We start from the raw sequence: 18187 nt of genomic DNA on the forward strand, positions 1-18187 counted from the left end.
GAATGAACCCCCATACTGCCCTTCAGAAAAACAGTATGGGGTATATTGAGATTATAAATGGGGGAGGATTACGACTTTTCAACCCCCGACAGCGAGGGGAATACATCCTGATTGACCTGCACCCTGCAAACGCTGCAAGGTTTTATCTGCCGCCGCTTTAGTGCTGTACGGGCCGAGCACGACGCGATTCCAACCACCGCCAGTGGTAATACGGCTTTCGATACCACCAAATGCCAACTGGGCTCGGATAGATTCAGCCTGATCGATGGCTTTGAATGAGCCACATTGCACCATCCAACGCTGTGCTTTTTCTTTCTCTTTTTCCGGTTTCGGCGGTGTCGCGGCCTGTGTGACTGGTGCAACAGGTTGTGTTCGCGGCGGTGTAGAAACCGGTGGCTGCGTTTGAGTCTGCGCCCGTGTCTGCGATGGTGCTTGCGTTTGCGGCTGTGTTGGCGCTGTCACCTGACGCGGTTGCGTTAGTGGTGGCTGTGTTAGTGGTTGCTGCATATTCGTCGTCGGCGGTGTAATCGTTACCGCTGAGCGTGGCACCGATATTCCTTGGTTATAAGGAACTTCAGACAGCTGTGTTGGCTGTTGACGCATGTCAGCCTGCATCTGTTCAAGCAATTGCCGCTGTTCATTCGTCAGCTGAGTCTTGGAATTAACCTCACCACCAGCAGAAGGCTCGGTCGGTGTCGGTACGCCAATTTGGCGATTTTCCAGCTCTTTAATGTAGCGCCAGCGCTCCTCCGGTTTTGGCGGTAACCCATTACCTGTACGGGGGCCACTATTGGGCAGCAACGGAAGCTCATCTGGCTTATTGTGCGTAATGAAATAAAGGCCGCCAACAAATACCACTAATAACGCGACGGCCAGTGCCACCACGGTTTTAGATACTGCTGGTGCACTGCGTTTTTTCCGGCTAGTGCTTTTGCGCCGCGCTCCTGAGCGCCCTCGGCTTACATAATCTCTTTGTGCCACTATCGTTTCGCTGCGTCATAATGATGGAATAAGTCCGTCATGTTACTGAACCCCTGAATATTTGCCTAGCTTTTAGGCGCAGCAGTACTTTCCCTGATGATTAATTCGGTGTCTAACAAGCGGGAGCCACTTTGTACTGAATGCCCTTGTAACTGTTCGAGTAATAGTAACATGGCTTGCTGACCAATTTGATAACGAGGTTGCGCTACCGTGGTTAAGGGGGGATCGCAATATTGTGACAGCTTCAGATCATCAAACCCCACCAATGAGACATCTCGCGGTACATTGAGCCCCATTCTCTTCGCCTGCCACATTGCGCCTATCGCCATCACATCATTGTGACAAAATATTGCCGTTGGCGGATTGGGTAGTGCCATCAAGGTAGCAAAGGTCTCAGCACCCGATTCATAACTGAAGTCACCCCGTATAACATAATCGTTATCGACCACAACGCCATTACGTCGCAGCGCCTGAATGTACCCTTGTAGCCGGTAATGACTCAGCGGTAGCGTCTCTGGGCCCGCGATGCAGGCGATGCGTTTGTGCCCTAATTCATGCAGATAGTTAACCGCTTCAAAAGCAGCGGTCAGATTATCAATATGTACCGTTGGTAGTTCCAACTCAGGTGAGAATTCGTTTGCCATCACCATCGGCGGTAAATTGCGTTGTTCTTCTTTGCTGGCATCAAAAGGCAAATTCGAACCTAACAACAACATGCCATCGATCTGTTTGGTAATGATCAGATTAAGGAAAGTACGCTCTTGCTGAGTTTGTTGTGCACAGTCGCCGATTAAGATCAGATATTCTTGCTGAGCGGCGGCATGTTCAATGCCCTGAATGATGTCGGCAAAAAACGGATCACTGATATCCGGTACGATGACCAGAATGGTGCGTGATTCATTACGTTTGATGTTGCGAGACAAAGCATGAGGAGAGTAACCCACAGCCAGAACAGCTTGTTCCACTTTTTGTCGGGTCACTGCTGAAACCTTTTCGGGGTTCATTAATGCACGTGATACCGTCGCTGTTGAAACGCCCGCCATGCCAGCAACATCTTTCATGGTGGCCACCGTGAATTCTTTCTTCTGTTCCAACGCCTTTCTCCTTGCTCTGGCGTAATGCCAGCCCTAATGACTTTGAGATATCCCGAGGCCAATCGCTCAGGATATTAACGAGTTGTCACACGGCTATCAGTGTTACCGGTCGGCCGCGCTCATATCCTTTCATGGCAGTATGGTTTCGATTAATAACAAACTTTGGAACATTCTATACAGATAGTGAGGGTAATTTGTTACCTAATTTGCATTAAAAGTGTGACATAAGTAGGTTTTTTCGAACTGGCTCGCAGAAAGCAGAGTAAACGATTGCTTAGAGACGTGGATCAAACAAAAAACCACCCATGTGTACCTCGAATAACATGAGGATTATTCATTACCTAAAGTCAGTTATTCGGGTAAGCGAGCGCAGCTAACAACGCTGCGGCGACAAGGACGAAGGGTAATTAGTTATCGATTGGATCCACATCCAACGCCCACTTAACCTTCCGCGCCTGCGGCAACGTATTGATCAACGGCTGAGACGTTTTAATCAGTCGCTGTAATAGCTGGCGTGAGGGATGTTGTAGCAAGAGTTGCCAGCGGAAACGCCCACCACGTTTGGCTTGCAAGGCGGGTACTGGCCCCATTATCCAGAGTGCATCATCTTTAAGCGGACTGGCTTCCAGTAAATTGCGTAATTGTTGCAGAAAAAGCGCTGACTGCTGATTATCGTGATCCTCGCTGCGCACGATAATGTGGCTCGTATAAGGCGGTAAAAAGACACTTTTACGTTCCGCAAGTGCCTGTTTGGCAAAGGCGTCATAGCCCTGTTGCAGTAAAATTTGTAGCAACGGATGTTCCGGATGATGCGTTTGTAAAATAACTTCGCCTTGCTTACCGGCACGGCCCGCACGGCCGGATACCTGAGTATAAAGCTGAGCGAAACGCTCTGCTGAACGAAAATCGGCTGAGAAGAGTGCACCATCAACATCCAGTAATGCCACCAGCGTCACATCGGGGAAATGATGACCTTTCGCCAACATTTGCGTACCAATCAGAATACGTGCTCCGCCCTGATGAACGTCCGCCAAATGCTGTTCCAACGAACCTTTGCGGCTCGTCGTGTCACGATCAATGCGGGTGATAGGGGTATCAGGGAACAGAGGCGCTAGCTCATTCTCCAATTGCTCGGTACCCACGCCGACAGACACCAAATGTGTGGTGCCGCATTTCGGGCATTGCTGAGGCACGGGCCTTTGACTGTCGCAATGGTGGCAACGGAGTTGGCGATGATTTTGATGCAACGTGTAATAGTGGTCGCAGCGCTGACACTCGGCAATCCAGCCGCACTCGTGACACAGTAAAGCAGGTGCATACCCTCGGCGATTCAGGAACAAAATAACCTGATTATCCGCTTGTAAATGGGCGCTAATTCTTTTCAACAGCGGCTGAGAAAGCCCGACCTTTAACGGCAATCCTTTAAGATCCAGTAAGTGCTGTACTGCCGGTTTGGCATTGCCTGCTCGTTTTGACAACGTGAGCTGACGATACTTCCCCATTTGTACGTTATGCAGCGTTTCCAGTGCAGGGGTCGCAGTGCCCATGACGATGGGAATGCCCTCTTCACGGGCGCGAAATACCGCTAAATCTCGGGCGTGATAGCGCCAACCTTCCTGCTGTTTGTATGAGGTATCGTGCTCTTCATCGATAATAATCACGCCTAAACGGGCAAACGGCGTAAACAGTGCGGAGCGGGTCCCAATGACAATTGCAGCTTCACCGTCACGGGCTCGCAACCAGACCGATAAACGTTCGCTGTCGTTTAACCCGGAATGCAACACCTCAACCGGTGCGTTATATCGCTCACGGAAACGGGCGATGGTTTGCGGGGTCAAACCAATTTCAGGTACCAGCACCAGCGCTTGACGGCCCTGCGCCAGAATATTTTCCAGTACACTCAGATAGACTTCAGTTTTACCGGAACCCGTCACCCCCGCCAGCAACCAAGCAGCAAACTGCGTATCCTCGCTGCGGATAGCACCAACAGCCGTGGCCTGTTCGGTATTCAATCGAAGCCGCTCGCCTAATACCGTAAAACCCTGACGCCAATCGGTGGTGGCTACTGTCTGGGTGCGTAGATCAATCAATCCTTTGCTGCGCAAAGCTTGTAACGCACTTTCGGTTAACGCCATTTCATTTACTTGATGACGATAGACCGGTTTTTGTAATAACGCCGCGAGGGCTTGTTGCTGTTTTGGCGCGCGTTTTAAGCTTTCTGGTGGCGTGGCGCGCCCCTGCTCGGTCGCGAACCATTGCCATAAAGGTGCCGACTGCGCCGGTTTCCCTTGCCGCAACAAAATAGGCAAGGCATGAAATAACACTTCACCGATGGGATAGTGGTAGTAGTCGGTTGCCCAACATAGAATGCGCCATAGGCTGGGGGGAAATAAGCTGCGATCATCCAGAACGGCATCAATGGCTTTCAGTTGCTCAAGGGGAAATGCGCTTGTCTCGCTAATCCCAACCACAATGCCGATAGCGGTACGTTTACCAAATGGCACGCTGACACGAGCACCTACCACCGGACAGTCCATGGCACTGTCTAATCGGTAATCAAAGGTACGGGCCAGCGGTACGGGTAAAGCCACTTGAACAACGGACATGTGTTTTTATCCTGAATGAGAAAATTGACCTGAGCAAAAAAGATTGAATAGTTTACACCGCATGCTACACAATGTGCGGATTCGATTGCGCGGCTTGGCTAAATTCTGTATGATTCGCCGCCTTTGATATAATTCGATATCAAATCCTGTTAACAAGCGTTGGTTACTTTATCAGCGATTGTTAGTTATCAATCGTGTGGTGTCTGGCGAAACAGGGCTGGATAGCGACACGGCCTAAATATAGAGGTTTTCCATGAAACAAGGTATCCACCCAAAATACGATTTAGTTACTGCTTCTTGCTCTTGCGGTAACGTTATCAAGATCAACTCTACCGTTGGTCATGACCTGAATCTGGACGTGTGCGGCGAATGCCACCCGTTCTACACTGGCAAGCAGCGTGATGTTGCGACCGGTGGCCGTGTTGACCGCTTTAACAAGCGTTTCAGCGTGCCAGGTGCTGCTAAGAAGTAATATCTGCTCGTCAGACGAAAAAGGCGCCCTAGGCGCCTTTTTTCATTTCTACTCCCCTATTCATCATGTTTGATGAACGGGAAGCATTGGAAATCAATATTCCCAAGTATCGGGATCAACACCTAGTTCACGCATTAAAATCTTCGCGGCTTCCGGAATTTCATCACTGCGCTCTTTGCGTAGATCTTCGTCATTCGGCAGCGGCTGACCAGTAAACGCGTGCAAAAATGCTTCACACAACAATTCACTGTTGGTGGCGTGGCGCAGGTTATTGACCTGACGGCGGGTACGCTCATCCGTGAGGATTTTTAACACCTTCAGCGGGATGGATACCGTGATTTTTTTAACCTGCTCGCTTTTCTTGCCGTGTTCAGCGTAAGGGCTGACATACTCGCCGTTCCACTCAGCCATGGGACACCTTAAATTTGTCGGAAAAATATAAAATTCTGAAATCAGGCCAATTATGCCCGATCTTCGCTGTTCTCACTAAATAAATGTCAATTTTACTAGACTAGGGTCACTGAAATGCCGTTGTTGCTTGAGTTTACTGCGATCCTAACAATACTCTCCCACTCAACTTACTGATTTGGGTATGTTCGACCGTTTGCAGTAGTGCTAGTGACTTTCACTTCCCAAGTGACACTTAATTAATAGCTGATACCTTTCTCTGCCGTCTTTGCGATGAAACAAAACATCACCGAATACTGGCTGCCATCATTAAGATATCTAAAACCACAATAATTTTAACGGTTATTATTCCATTGCTCAATCTATACGCAAAGAAGTTTAGATGTCCAGATGTATTGACGTCCGGAATTTGTGCGTCTACTCTGGCGTAACATTTTCTCGATCCCGGCTGGTGGAAATCCTTATGACGCGTAAACAGGCAACAATTGCAGTCCGTAGCGGATTGAATGATGACGAGCAATACGGCTGCGTTGTCCCCCCGATTCACCTCTCCAGTACTTACAATTTTATTGATTTTAATCAGCCACGTGCACATGACTATTCACGTCGCGGTAACCCAACACGTGATGTGGTACAGCGAGCGTTGGCTGAACTGGAAGGGGGGGCGGGTGCCGTCATGACCAGCAGCGGGATGTCGGCGATTCATTTGGTTTGCACCACATTTTTAAAGCCAGGCGATTTGTTGGTCGCACCACACGATTGTTACGGTGGTAGTTACCGTTTATTCGATAGCCTGAGCAAGCGCGGGGCTTACCGCGTGTTGTTTGTTGATCAAGGGGATACTGCCGCCCTTAACCGAGCATTGGCTGAAAAACCTAAGCTGGTCTTGATTGAAACACCGAGTAACCCATTATTACGAGTGGTGGATATCGCGGCCATCTGCGAAGCCGCCCATGCTGTCGGCGCACTGACCGTTTGCGACAATACCTTCCTCAGCCCAGCCTTGCAGCAGCCATTATCTCTAGGGGCTGACTTAGTGGTTCACTCTTGTACTAAATATCTGAATGGTCACTCCGATGTGGTCGCGGGAGCGGTCATTGCCAAAGATCCTGAGTTAGCCGTCGAACTCGCTTGGTGGGCAAATAATATCGGTGTGACTGGGGCCGCGTTCGATAGTTATTTGTTATTACGTGGTTTACGGACCTTATCACCACGTATGGCTCAACAGCAGCGTAACGCAGATGACATTGTTCGCTATTTACAGCAGCAGCCTTTGGTGAAAAAGCTGTATCATCCTTCTCTGCCACAACATCCCGGCCACGAAATTGCTTGCCGTCAGCAGTCAGGTTTTGGTGCGATGCTCAGTTTTGAGCTAAATGGTGATGAACAGGTATTGCGTCGTTTCCTCTCTGCCCTTGAGCTATTTACCTTGGCAGAGTCGTTGGGCGGCGTGGAAAGCCTGATTTCTCATGCTGCAACCATGACACATGCAGGCATGGCACCAGAAGCACGTATTGCCGCAGGCATTACTGATAGCTTGTTGCGAATTTCCGTGGGTATTGAAGACAGCGAAGATTTGATTGCCGATTTGGAAAATGCATTCCAGTTGGCGGGAACGAGGTAAGCATGAATGCAACAGCGGTAGCAGCGGCGGTCACTGGTCGTCAACTGCATAAGTTTGGTGGTAGTAGCCTTGCGGACGTGAAGTGTTACCTGCGAGTGGCCAATATTATGGCCAACTACAGCCACCCCGGCGATCTTATGGTGGTATCTGCGGCAGGGAGTACCACCAACCAGCTGATTAGCTGGCTAAAGCTCAGTCAAAGTGATCGTCTTTCTGCCCATCAAGTGCAGCAAAACCTGCGTCGTTATCAACATGACCTGATCAACGGTTTGTTGCCACCAGAAATGGCTGAGCCGCTAATCAGTGAGTTTATCCATGATTTGGAACGCTTGGCTGGTTTGCTGGACAGTAAAGTAGACGATGCTATTTATGCCGAAGTGGTTGGGCATGGTGAAATTTGGTCCGCTCGCCTGATGGCCGCGGTGCTGAACAAGCTGGATATGAAAGCGAATTGGCTGGATGCACGGCATTTCCTCCGAGCTGAGCGAGCAGCACAGCCCCAAATTGATGAAGGCCGCTCTTATCCGTTGTTGCAGCAATTAATGACGCAAAACCCGCACCAACGTCTCGTGGTGACGGGCTTTATCTCACGCAATAACGCCGGTGAAACCGTGTTGTTAGGGCGTAATGGCAGTGACTATTCAGCGACACAGGTGGGTGCGCTGGCAGGTGTCGAACGTGTCACCATCTGGAGTGACGTTGCTGGGGTGTACAGTGCTGACCCTCGTAAAGTAAAAGATGCCTGCTTGCTGCCTTTACTGCGCCTAGATGAAGCCAGTGAACTCGCCCGCTTGGCGGCACCGGTATTGCACACCCGTACATTACAGCCGGTTTCAGGTAGCGATATCGATTTGCAGTTGCGTTGTAGTTACCAGCCAGAACAAGGTTCTACCCGTATTGAACGTGTATTGGCGTCCGGTTCTGGTGCCAAAATTGTCACTAGCCACGATGATGTCTGTCTCATTGAATTGCAAATTGCTGGCCACCATGATTTCTCACTGGCGCAAAAAGAAATTGATTCGCTGCTCAAACGGGCGCAAATCAAGCCACTGGCAACAGGTATTCACCCAGACCGCAATCTGCTGCAACTTTGCTACACCTCAGAAGTCGTCGGCAGTGCACTGAGAGTGCTAGAAGATGCCACGCTGCCGGGGAAATTGTCTCTGCGCGAGGGATTGGCTTTGGTTGCATTGGTCGGTGCTGGCGTGAGTAAGAACCCTCTACATAGCCACCGTTTCTACCAGCAACTGAAAGATCAGCCAGTTGAGTTTATCTGGCAGGCTGAAGATGGGATTAGCTTGGTCGCCGTTCTGCGTCTCGGGCCGACAGAGCATTTGATTCAGGGCTTGCATCAGTCATTGTTCCGCGCCGAAAAACGTATTGGCCTTGTCCTGTTCGGGAAAGGGAATATCGGTGCCCGTTGGCTTGAGTTGTTCGCACGCGAGCAAAAAAATATTTCCGCCCGTAGTGGCTTTGAATTCGTGTTGGCAGGCGTGGTGGATAGCCGCCGCAGCCTGTTGAGTTACGACGGGCTCGATGCCAGCCGAACATTGGCATTTTACGATGATGAAGCCAATGAGCAGGATGAAGAATCACTGTTCCTGTGGATGCGTGCGCACCCGTTTGATGATCTGGTGGTGCTAGATGTGACGGCCAGCGAATCACTTGCGGAGCAATATCTGGATTTCGCCAGTTATGGTTTCCATGTGATCAGTGCGAACAAACTCGCAGGGGCGTCTAGTAGCAATAACTATCGCCAAATTCGCGATGCGTTTGCTAAAACGGGCCGTCATTGGTTGTATAACGCCACCGTCGGTGCGGGGCTACCGGTTAACCATACCGTGCGCGACTTGCGTGACAGTGGCGACAGCATTCTGGCCATTAGCGGGATTTTCTCCGGTACGCTGTCTTGGCTCTTCCTGCAATTTGATGGCACAGTGCCGTTTACTGAGTTGGTGGATCAAGCTTGGCAACAAGGGTTGACCGAACCAGACCCGCGTGTAGACCTTTCCGGTCAAGACGTGATGCGTAAGTTGGTCATTCTGGCCCGTGAAGCGGGATATGATATCGAGCCGAATCAGGTACGGGTCGAATCACTGGTGCCTGTCGGTGCAGAGGCTGGCTCGGTAGATCAGTTCTTCGAAAACGGAGATGCATTGAATCAGCAAATGGTTCAGCGTTTAGAAGCCGCAAATGAAATGGGTTTGGTCTTGCGCTACGTGGCACGCTTTGATGCCAATGGAAAGGCTCGGGTGGGCGTTGAAGCCGTGCGAGCTGACCATCCACTGGCATCCTTGTTACCGTGCGATAACGTCTTCGCCATTGAAAGCCGTTGGTATCGTGATAATCCGCTGGTGATCCGTGGCCCTGGCGCTGGGCGAGATGTCACAGCCGGTGCGATTCAATCTGACTTAAACCGACTCTCTCAATTGCTGTAACCAGCCATTCCTTAGCCTCTTCTGCTCTGCGCAGAAGGGGCTACCTTACCTCTCTGTCCTCGACTTTCCCGCAACGTGAATCTTTCTCATGACCCGATGAACATTAATCATCAGCCTAAACTTATTTAAACGTTGACTCTTTAGCCAACTTCCGGCACCTTCTATTTAGCCATCTAAACGTATAGACGCTCACAAATGGGCGGCAACAGATAACATAAGTCGTTATAGCGACAATGGAGTGACAGGGTATGAGTTTTTATCACGCAAACCAGCGGGAAGCGCTAAATCAAAGTCTGGCAGAGCTGCAAGGCCAAATTAATGTTTCTTTTGAGTTTTTCCCGCCGCGGACCAGCGAGATGGAAGAGACCCTGTGGAGCTCTATTGATCGCCTAAGCACCCTGAAACCAAAGTTTGTTTCCGTCACTTATGGCGCGAATTCTGGTGAGCGTGACCGTACTCATAGCATCATTAAAGGGATTAAGGAGCGCACTGGCCTTGAAGCTGCGCCGCACCTGACCTGTATTGATGCTTCTCCCACTCAGTTACGTGATATTGCGGCTGATTATTGGAATAGCGGCATCCGCCATATTGTTGCTCTGCGCGGGGACTTGCCTCCGGAGAGTGGCAAGCCTGAGATGTATGCCTCGGATTTAGTAGCATTACTGAAAGATGTGGGTGATTTTGATATCTCGGTGGCAGCGTATCCCGAAGTTCACCCTGAAGCGAAGAGTGCCCAAGCTGACCTGATCAATTTAAAACGGAAAATTGATGCGGGCGCTAACCGTGCCATTACGCAGTTCTTTTTTGATGTCGAAAGCTATTTGCGCTTTCGTGACCGCTGCGTAGCAGCCGGTATTGACGTCGAAATCGTGCCTGGCATCTTACCGGTTTCTAACTTTAAACAGCTTCAGCGCTTCGCCACCATGACCAATGTGCGGGTGCCAAATTGGATGACGACTATTTTTGAAGGGCTAGATAATGACCCTGAGACGCGCAAAATGGTGGGGGCTTCAGTTGCGATGGATATGGTGAAAATCTTGAGCCGTGAAGGCGTGAAAGATTTCCATTTCTATACCTTAAACCGCGCTGAGTTGAGTTATGCCATTTGCCATACGTTGGGCGTCAGACCTTAAGTTTCTGCCAGCCCCCTAAACATCTACCAACCCCCTAAACAACGAGGATGGTTTTGCCACTGAACCATCCTCGTCTTTCCCCCTACCACTCATTTATTCCATGCTTTATCTGCTAAGAACTTCACCGGCACCGCAGGTGGACCAAAACGGTTATCCCCCTCAGTCCCGAGAAATGCGCCGCAGTCGATAAACATCATGACAATAATTAGTGTGGGAATGAACCGCCCGACGCCCCATTGCCAAATAGGGGCTAGCATCTGCCAGTTACCGGCCATCAACATCCAAGCCAATACCACTAAGAGCGCCCACCAGCCTGCTTTATTGCGATCATGCAACCGCTTCACCACTACTGCCGCTGTTGGCCACAGCAGAAAAACTATCGCAAATGCGGCGGTCTGAATAGGCATCCAGTCCTTTCCGGCCAGTGTAAAAATAACTAACATTGCCAGAAGCCACAGGCTCATCCAGATCCAAAAATCTCGCCGACCGATACGGCCTTTAAAAGAGAAACACCACTGCTGTATTGTCATCGATGAACTGATCCATAGACCTCATTTAATCGTGCCTGAGTGTAACCTAAACAGGCTACCAACCGACAAACTTCGCAGTGAATTTTGACAATCACCCCTGAATACCGTTTTAATCCCCCCATACACTTCTAACGACGGCGTAAGTCATGAGAAAAGAAATAACCGCAACGCTGACAATACTGCTGCTAATAGCAACGGTTGGCCGCGCTCATGCCGATCCCGTAGACGACAGTGGTCAGCCAACAGAAGAGTCGCTGCCGACAGCACCTTACCTGCTTTCCGGCGCGCCAACCTTCGATTTAACTTTGGTTAAATTCAGAGAAAGTTATAACCGCGCCAACCCAACACTGCCTCTGCATGAGTTCCACGCCATCACCGTAAAAGATGATGCTCCCCCACTGACCCGAGCTGCGAGCAAGATTAATGAAAATCTTTATGCTTCAACTGCGTTAGAAAAGGGAACTGGTAAGATTAAAACATTGCAAATCACTTACTTACCAATCAAAGGGAGTGAGGAGAAAGCCGCCCGATTAGTGGCCGTCAACTATATGGCAGCCCTGATGCGGCAATTTGAACCCACACTCACGCCCCAGCAAAGCATCGAAAACGTGCAACAACTGTTGACGCAAGGTAAAGGTTTGCCGTTCTACTCTCATCCTGTCGGCGCAATTCGCTATGTTGTGGCAGATAATGGTGAAAAGGGGCTTACTTTCGCTGTTGAACCGATTAAGCTTTCACTATCTGAAGCATAATCTCACCGCAATTAATGACGAAAAGCAAAGCCATTGTCACTAATCATCTCTATACTGTTGGACAGGTAAACTGCCTGTCGGGCAGTCATTTTATTGACCCTCGTATCCCTTTGTTGGAGGAAGAAACATGCGTCATCCATTAGTTATGGGTAACTGGAAGCTGAACGGTAGCACTCACATGGTTATCGAGCTTATCGCTGGCCTGCGTAAAGAATTGAGCACCGTTGACGGTTGTGGTGTTGCGATTGCCCCACCGGCTATCTATCTGAATCAAGCTAAACATGAGCTGTCAGGTAGCCGCATTTCTCTGGGTGCACAGAATGTTGATGTGAATCTCTCTGGCGCATTTACGGGCGAAACCTCTGCTGAAATGCTGAAAGATGTCGGTGCACAGTACATCATCATCGGTCACTCTGAGCGCCGTACCTATCACAAAGAAAGTGATGAACTGATCGCCAAGAAATTCGGCGTACTGAAAGAAACCGGCCTGATCCCAGTATTGTGCATCGGTGAATCTGAAGCAGAAAATGAAGCGGGCCAAACTGAAGCGGTTTGCGCTAAACAACTGGATGCCGTGCTGAACACCTTAGGCGTGAAAGCATTCGAAGGCGCGGTTATCGCTTATGAGCCAATCTGGGCTATCGGTACCGGTAAATCAGCCACTCCAGCACAGGCTCAAGCCGTTCATAAATTCATCCGCGACCACATTGCTAAACAAGATGCCGCGGTTGCAGAACAAGTGATCATCCAGTACGGCGGTTCTGTTAACGATAAAAACGCAGCAGAGCTGTTCACCCAGCCAGATATCGATGGCGCGCTGGTGGGCGGTGCTTCACTGAAAGCAGATGCATTCGCGGTTATCGTGAAAGCAGCAGCAGAAGCTAAAAAAGCCTAATTTAGGTATTTAGTGATTAAGCCGGAGCAATTCAACGTTGCTCCGGCTTCTTTATGTTCCTACTTCTTAAATTCTTTTTGGTATAAATCGATACCCTCTTTACCCACTCGCCCTAAGAACTCACTAACTTCATCACTCATATAAGAGAGGTCATTGAGATCAGTAAGGTCATAGCTTAAATGGGTTCTCTTTTGAGTATCAATAAAATGAAGAATATTACTGTCTTTAAGCTTAATCACATTACAAGCATGCCCTCGAGTCGCTCCCGGCAACATCGTCCATAACGTTGGTCGATGGATAACAAGAACACCATATAACTCACTATCAGGCTTACATGTTTCTAATTGTGCGATTAATTTAGCAGCAGACATACCCACTTCATCATCCTTCGGTAGCCCCATATTCCCTTTGACATCCGCGCCTCTCAATGTCGGTAATGCGAGATACAATTTATTTTGTTCGAATGTATCAATGACAGCAGTTGCACAAGATGCACAGTTGGTTTGCCCAAAGCCATGAATCCCAAACAACGCCAATAAAGCGGCTAGCGGTCGGAGAAATAGAGGGGGTTTTCCCTCGCGATTGACTTCTGTTAATAAATAGTCGAAGTAGGCTTCTTTGCCAAAGGCATAACGATCTGGCTTTATTCCAAAGAGAGCCTCTTTGTTTTCTATTTTCTCAGGTGGTGCATAGGTTGATAAGTCGCCGAGACTATATTCACTGATGTCATCAAAGGAGCCGTGTAGATCATAAGAACTGTAGAGCGATTCAAGAGAACCGCACCCGACTATTGACGGGTTTAGCGCTAATGGGTCCATAACAGGCTTAACAAACGCGCCTGCATTAGAAATACTATTGACCATCATTTTCCCCAATACGTTGTGTTGCCTTATCGGCAAAGACCACTTAATAACGTACTGTGCAGCAGTTAGCGAATCCTACGGTTGGCATTTATAAGTAAGGTAATAAATATGAAAAAATATTATTACTAAAATCAATAAAGCAAAACGCCCACAGTTTTCACTGACAGGCGTCTTATTAGGGCAATAATAATGCAGTTATTTAACGTTTACTGATCTCGTCAAATACGCCGCCCGTGGCGAAATGCACCTGCTGTGCCTGAGTCCAGCCACCAAAAACATCATCAATAGTAAACAGTTTCAGTTTCGGGAATTCATTCGCAAACTTAGCTGCGACGGCGGGATCACGTGGGCGATAGTAATTCTTGGCCGCGATAGTCTGGCCTTCTGGCGAATAGAGGTATTTCAAATACGCATCAGCGACATCACGAGTGCCGCGTTTATCGACCACTTTATCCACGACCGACACCGTTGGCTCTGCCAAAATAGAGACACTTGGGGTGATGATATCGAATTGGTCTTTACCCACTTCATTTACTGCCAGTAGTGCTTCGTTTTCCCAAGCAATCAGCACATCACCAATGCCACGTTCGACGAAGGTATTAGTGGCACCGCGAGCGCCAGAATCCAATACTTCCACATTCTTATACAGGGTTTTGACAAATTCCTGCGCCTTGGCTTGATCGTTGTTGTTGTGCTCTAACGCATAACCCCATGCAGCTAAGTAGTTCCAACGCGCACCACCAGAGGTTTTTGGATTAGGGGTGATCACCGAAATACCCGGTTTGACTAAATCTGACCAGTCATGGATTTGCTTAGGATTCCCTTTACGCACCAAAAATACGATGGTTGATGTGTAAGGTGCGGAGTTATCCGGTAGGCGCTTGATCCAGTTCTTATCAATACGACCACGCTCAGCAATAGCATCGACGTCATAAGCCAGTGCCAGTGTTACAACATCGGCTTCAATACCATTAATCACCGAGGTCGCCTGCTTACCAGAACCACCGTGGGATTGGCGCACGGTGACTTTATCACCCGTTTGTTGTTGCCAGTGCTTACTGAATGCTTGGTTATATTCCTGATAAAATTCACGTGTCGGATCATAGGACACATTCAATAATTGAATATCTTTTGCTATGGCACCCGATGCCAACAGCAGTAACGACAAACCCACACCCCATTTACGCATTGACCCGCTCCCAAAATGATTATTATTAATCTAATTTTTCAACCTAACGTGCTATCAACCTGATTGGTTGGCTTGATAGAGAGCGTGCCAGAAACTATCCATCCAATTAAAGAATAAAAAACTTCTGATTATATCAATACGAAATATACGACATCTAGAATGCAAAAAGCCCCCGCATGCGGAGGCTCTGAGAGGACGTGGACGACTGTTTTAGAACAGTTTTTTCGCTGTGTCGTACCAGTCTTCTTTGAATTTACTTTTCTTGTTTTCTGGCGCGATACAAATCGAGATTAACTCATGCACCATTTTCTCGTTCTGAATACCGACGCAGAAGCCGCCTTGTGAGAAATCATGATCCTGCAACAGCAGATCCACGGCATAGGAGCCCATACGAGAAGCCAAAATACGGTCATAAGCAACCGGAGCACCGCCGCGCTGGATATGACCGAGTACTGTGCCACGGGTTTCACGGCCAGTTTCTTTCTCGATATATTTGGCTAGCGAATCGATGTCATCCAGTTTTTCGGTGATCGCCACGATAGCGTGCTTCTTACCTTTTGCGATACCCGCTTTGATTTCAGCAACCAGATCTTCACGTTTGAATTCAACTTCAGGGATAGCGATAAACTCACAGCCCCCAGCAATAGCTGCTGCCAAAGTCAAATCACCGCAATAACGGCCCATCACTTCAACGATAGAGATACGCTGGTGTGAAGAAGAAGTGTCACGTAGGCGGTCAATCGCTTCAACCACGGTTTCCAGCGCGGTGAAGAAACCGATGGTGTAGTCCGTACCCGCCACATCGTTATCGATGGTGCCCGGAAGACCGACACAGTGAATGCCACCTTCTTTCGTCAGCAAGTCAGCACCGGCATATGAACCGTCACCACCGATAACGACCAGACCATCAATACCATGATCTCTCATATTTTTGAGCGCCACTTGACGCACTTGTGGATCGCGGAACTCTGGGAAACGTGCAGAACCGAGGAAAGTACCGCCACGGTTAATCATATCTGACACGCTATAGCGGTCCAGCTTCTTCATACGATTTTCGTGCAAGCCAAGGTAGCCATCTTCAATACCGTAAACTTCCAGCCCTGCTGACAAAGCGGCACGAACCACCCCACGAATGGCTGCGTTCATACCAGGTGCGTCACCACCACTTGTTAGTACACCGATTTTTTTGACCATGACTACCTCTAAACTTGTAGATGCGATTTTTAAATTCGTTGTCTGCTGATTTATGCTTGGCACAGGTGATAGAGTACGGAAATCAGCTTTATGAGATTAATATCGGATATTATAGCAAAAACACCAAGCTGAATTGATTCAAGTCATGCCATTTGGCGGTATTTTCTTCATGATCGAATCAACATGTCACAAAGTTTATCCATCGTTAATGACGCTATTATTTATTCAGTCATTATTATAGTTCCCAATGCGCATGACGCTCTTTTGGCACGACGGAACAGGGATCTTGGTGGATTAGCACATCCGCACCAGGGAAGCGGTGTAACAATGCACGCTCAACTTGCTCAGCTAAGACATGCGCCTCCATCAACGGCATCATATCTTCCATTTCAAGATGCAGCTGAATAAAGCGAGTCGGCCCCGACTGACGAGTTCGCAGGTCATGAGCACCAATCACACCCGGCCAAGACATCACAATATCGATAATCTCCTGCCGTTCAGCATCAGGCAATGCACGATCCAGTAAAGCTTGTACCGCCTCATAACCCATACGCAACGCGCTATACAGAATATAAACACCTATCCCCAAAGCAAATAGCGCATCCGCTCGATGGAAGCCGTACCAGCTTAACCCCAGTGCAATAAGAATAGCACCATTCATCATGACGTCCGATTGATAGTGCAGCATATCGGCACGAATGGCCTGACTGTGCGTTTTTCGCACCACCCAACGCTGAAATGTCACTAATATTAGGGTACTGAATAATGCAAATAGCGTTACCCAGATGCCTAAACCTGGGTCTTGCAAGGGTTCCGGTGAGGCTAAATGTTGGAAACCGGTCAGGAACAGGAATAATGCAGAGCCAGAAATAAACATGCTTTGCGCCAGTGCTGCTAATGATTCCGCTTTCCCGTGGCCGAAAGTATGTTCTGCATCAGCAGGTTGCAGTGAGTATCGCACGACAAAAAGGTTGGTTAGTGAAGCCGCGAGATCCACTAGCGAGTCAACTAACGCGGCCAATAAGCTCACCGACCCAGTATGCCACCAGGCAAAAATTTTAATCACCAGTAAAATTGATGCCAGCACAGTAGCACTCAGTGCCGCGGCTTTGACCAGTCGCGCATATTGCGGATCCATAACGCATTCCGAATAATATTAAGGACTCTCAGTATATACCCTAAATAATTCGAGGTGCAGTCAGGTCATCAGTGAAGAAGTCGTCTAGTTAGCCATTAGAGTAAAGATTTTCACACGACGATAGGCATATAAAAAAAAAGCCCCGCCATCATGGCGGGGAAAGACAGGGATGGTGTCTATGGCAAGGAAAACAGGGTATTACAGGGTACTACTTACTTCTGGGCAGAAGAGGGTTGTGCTGCTGGCGCCTGCTGCATTTTCTCAATGCGCTGCTGGTGCTTTTGATTCAGGGCAGCTTTTTGCTCTGGTGTGAGCAAGTTGTACATTTGGTTGCGAACTTTAGCCATTTCGACCTGACGTTCAATCTGGTCTTTGGACATCTTCTCGGCTTGTGCTCTTACCGCAGCTTCGTCGAATTTATCGGCGGTCATAAGCTTGTGCATGGCTTCACGGTCAGCAATATCCATACGGGGTTGACCTTGGCGAGACTGGCGCATCAGGTCACGCATTTGCTGACGCTGTTGTTCAGTCAGATTCACACCATCAAACATGTTATGGTGACCACGGCCATCTTTTTTGTTCATCATCGAACCGTCACCATGGCACCAGCCATTGTCTCTGTCGGCTTTATCGACGGCGAAGGCGGTTGAAGAGCCGAGAACTAACATTGACGCCATCATTAACGTTGTTAATTTAGTTACTTTACGCATCATTTAACTCCTGGTTTCTATCTGCTAAGCGATTTGCTGCTATGCGATTCAATGAGGAGCAGTCTATCGGTCCAGCTGCAAACATGCGTCAGCGGATGTAAAACTGGAGTCAGAGCATGTAAAGCTAAGTAAAGTCATGGAATACCGGCAAGCGTTAACG

Annotated in this window: 16 protein-coding genes; 6 read left to right on the forward strand and 10 right to left on the reverse strand. The window is 48.8% G+C overall.

All coding sequences use genetic code 11. The features are described from left to right. Positions 1–78: 78 nt before the first annotated feature. The 3 genes from ftsN to priA form a co-directional block, all read right to left on the reverse strand. Entirely contained in the window at positions 79–981 is a 903-nt protein-coding gene (gene ftsN, locus DA391_RS22340) for a cell division protein FtsN (protein ID WP_050082792.1), read from the reverse strand. Between the two features lie 65 nt (positions 982–1046). After that, positions 1047–2075, reverse strand: coding sequence for a DNA-binding transcriptional regulator CytR (cytR, locus tag DA391_RS22345; protein WP_050082790.1), 1029 nt, complete (start codon positions 2073–2075; stop codon positions 1047–1049). A gap of 407 nt (positions 2076–2482) precedes the next feature. After that, positions 2483–4681 carry a primosomal protein N' gene (gene priA / locus DA391_RS22350; protein WP_108088214.1) on the reverse strand — a complete coding sequence of 733 codons (2199 nt, stop codon included), beginning with the start codon at positions 4679–4681 and terminating at the stop codon, positions 2483–2485. 253 nt (positions 4682–4934) lie between these two features. Between priA and rpmE the strand changes: the two genes are divergently transcribed. Further along, the gene (rpmE, locus tag DA391_RS22360) at positions 4935–5153 is read left to right on the forward strand and encodes a 50S ribosomal protein L31 (protein WP_004876115.1); all 219 of its coding nucleotides are present in this window, start codon (positions 4935–4937) and stop codon (positions 5151–5153) included. Between the two features lie 93 nt (positions 5154–5246). Here rpmE and metJ read toward each other — a convergent pair whose 3' ends face one another. Further along, positions 5247–5564 carry a met regulon transcriptional regulator MetJ gene (metJ, locus tag DA391_RS22365; protein ID WP_004392248.1) on the reverse strand — a complete coding sequence of 106 codons (318 nt, stop codon included), beginning with the start codon at positions 5562–5564 and terminating at the stop codon, positions 5247–5249. A 460-nt stretch (positions 5565–6024) separates the two neighbouring features. Here metJ and metB point away from each other — a divergent pair, with 460 nt between their 5' ends. The 3 genes from metB (at position 6025) to metF (ending at position 10756) form a co-directional block, all read left to right on the forward strand. Continuing rightward, the gene (gene metB, locus DA391_RS22370) at positions 6025–7185 is read left to right on the forward strand and encodes a cystathionine gamma-synthase (RefSeq protein WP_050082787.1); all 1161 of its coding nucleotides are present in this window, start codon (positions 6025–6027) and stop codon (positions 7183–7185) included. 2 nt (positions 7186–7187) lie between these two features. Then, a complete protein-coding gene (locus DA391_RS22375) occupies positions 7188–9623 on the forward strand; it encodes a bifunctional aspartate kinase/homoserine dehydrogenase II (protein ID WP_050082786.1) in 2436 nt (811 codons plus the stop codon). A 248-nt stretch (positions 9624–9871) separates the two neighbouring features. After that, on the forward strand, positions 9872–10756 hold the full coding sequence (gene metF, locus DA391_RS22380) for a methylenetetrahydrofolate reductase (RefSeq protein WP_050082784.1): 885 nt from the start codon (positions 9872–9874) through the stop codon (positions 10754–10756). 89 nt (positions 10757–10845) lie between these two features. Here metF and DA391_RS22385 read toward each other — a convergent pair whose 3' ends face one another. Beyond that, entirely contained in the window at positions 10846–11286 is a 441-nt protein-coding gene (locus DA391_RS22385) for a DUF805 domain-containing protein (protein WP_108088215.1), read from the reverse strand. Between the two features lie 146 nt (positions 11287–11432). On the opposite strand from DA391_RS22385, the gene DA391_RS22390 reads away from it, so the two are divergent. Both DA391_RS22390 and tpiA read left to right on the forward strand, forming a co-directional pair. Next, positions 11433–12038 carry a DUF1454 family protein gene (locus DA391_RS22390; protein WP_050082782.1) on the forward strand — a complete coding sequence of 202 codons (606 nt, stop codon included), beginning with the start codon at positions 11433–11435 and terminating at the stop codon, positions 12036–12038. A gap of 127 nt (positions 12039–12165) precedes the next feature. Then, a complete protein-coding gene (gene tpiA, locus DA391_RS22395; protein ID WP_019213033.1) occupies positions 12166–12933 on the forward strand; it encodes a triose-phosphate isomerase in 768 nt (255 codons plus the stop codon). Positions 12934–12992: 59 nt separating this feature from the next. On the opposite strand, the gene DA391_RS22400 is transcribed toward tpiA, so the two are convergent. The 5 genes from DA391_RS22400 to cpxP all read right to left on the reverse strand — a co-directional run bounded on the left by DA391_RS22400 (position 12993) and on the right by cpxP (position 18027). Continuing rightward, on the reverse strand, positions 12993–13799 hold the full coding sequence (locus DA391_RS22400) for a toxin glutamine deamidase domain-containing protein (protein WP_240624776.1): 807 nt from the start codon (positions 13797–13799) through the stop codon (positions 12993–12995). A 196-nt stretch (positions 13800–13995) separates the two neighbouring features. Continuing rightward, complete coding sequence (locus DA391_RS22405; RefSeq protein WP_050082781.1) at positions 13996–14985, reverse strand: sulfate ABC transporter substrate-binding protein; 990 nt, start codon at positions 14983–14985, stop codon at positions 13996–13998. A 210-nt stretch (positions 14986–15195) separates the two neighbouring features. Next, on the reverse strand, positions 15196–16179 hold the full coding sequence (gene pfkA / locus DA391_RS22410; protein WP_019213036.1) for a 6-phosphofructokinase: 984 nt from the start codon (positions 16177–16179) through the stop codon (positions 15196–15198). Positions 16180–16414: 235 nt separating this feature from the next. Then, positions 16415–17317: a CDF family cation-efflux transporter FieF gene (fieF, locus tag DA391_RS22415; RefSeq protein WP_050082780.1), complete on the reverse strand. Its 903-nt coding sequence runs from the start codon at positions 17315–17317 to the stop codon at positions 16415–16417. Between the two features lie 212 nt (positions 17318–17529). Continuing rightward, positions 17530–18027: a cell-envelope stress modulator CpxP gene (gene cpxP, locus DA391_RS22420; protein WP_050082779.1), complete on the reverse strand. Its 498-nt coding sequence runs from the start codon at positions 18025–18027 to the stop codon at positions 17530–17532. Positions 18028–18187 lie beyond the last annotated feature (160 nt).

It is taken from the genome of Yersinia massiliensis, from assembly GCF_003048255.1.
In the GTDB taxonomy this organism is placed as follows: Bacteria; Pseudomonadota; Gammaproteobacteria; order Enterobacterales; family Enterobacteriaceae; genus Yersinia; species Yersinia massiliensis_A.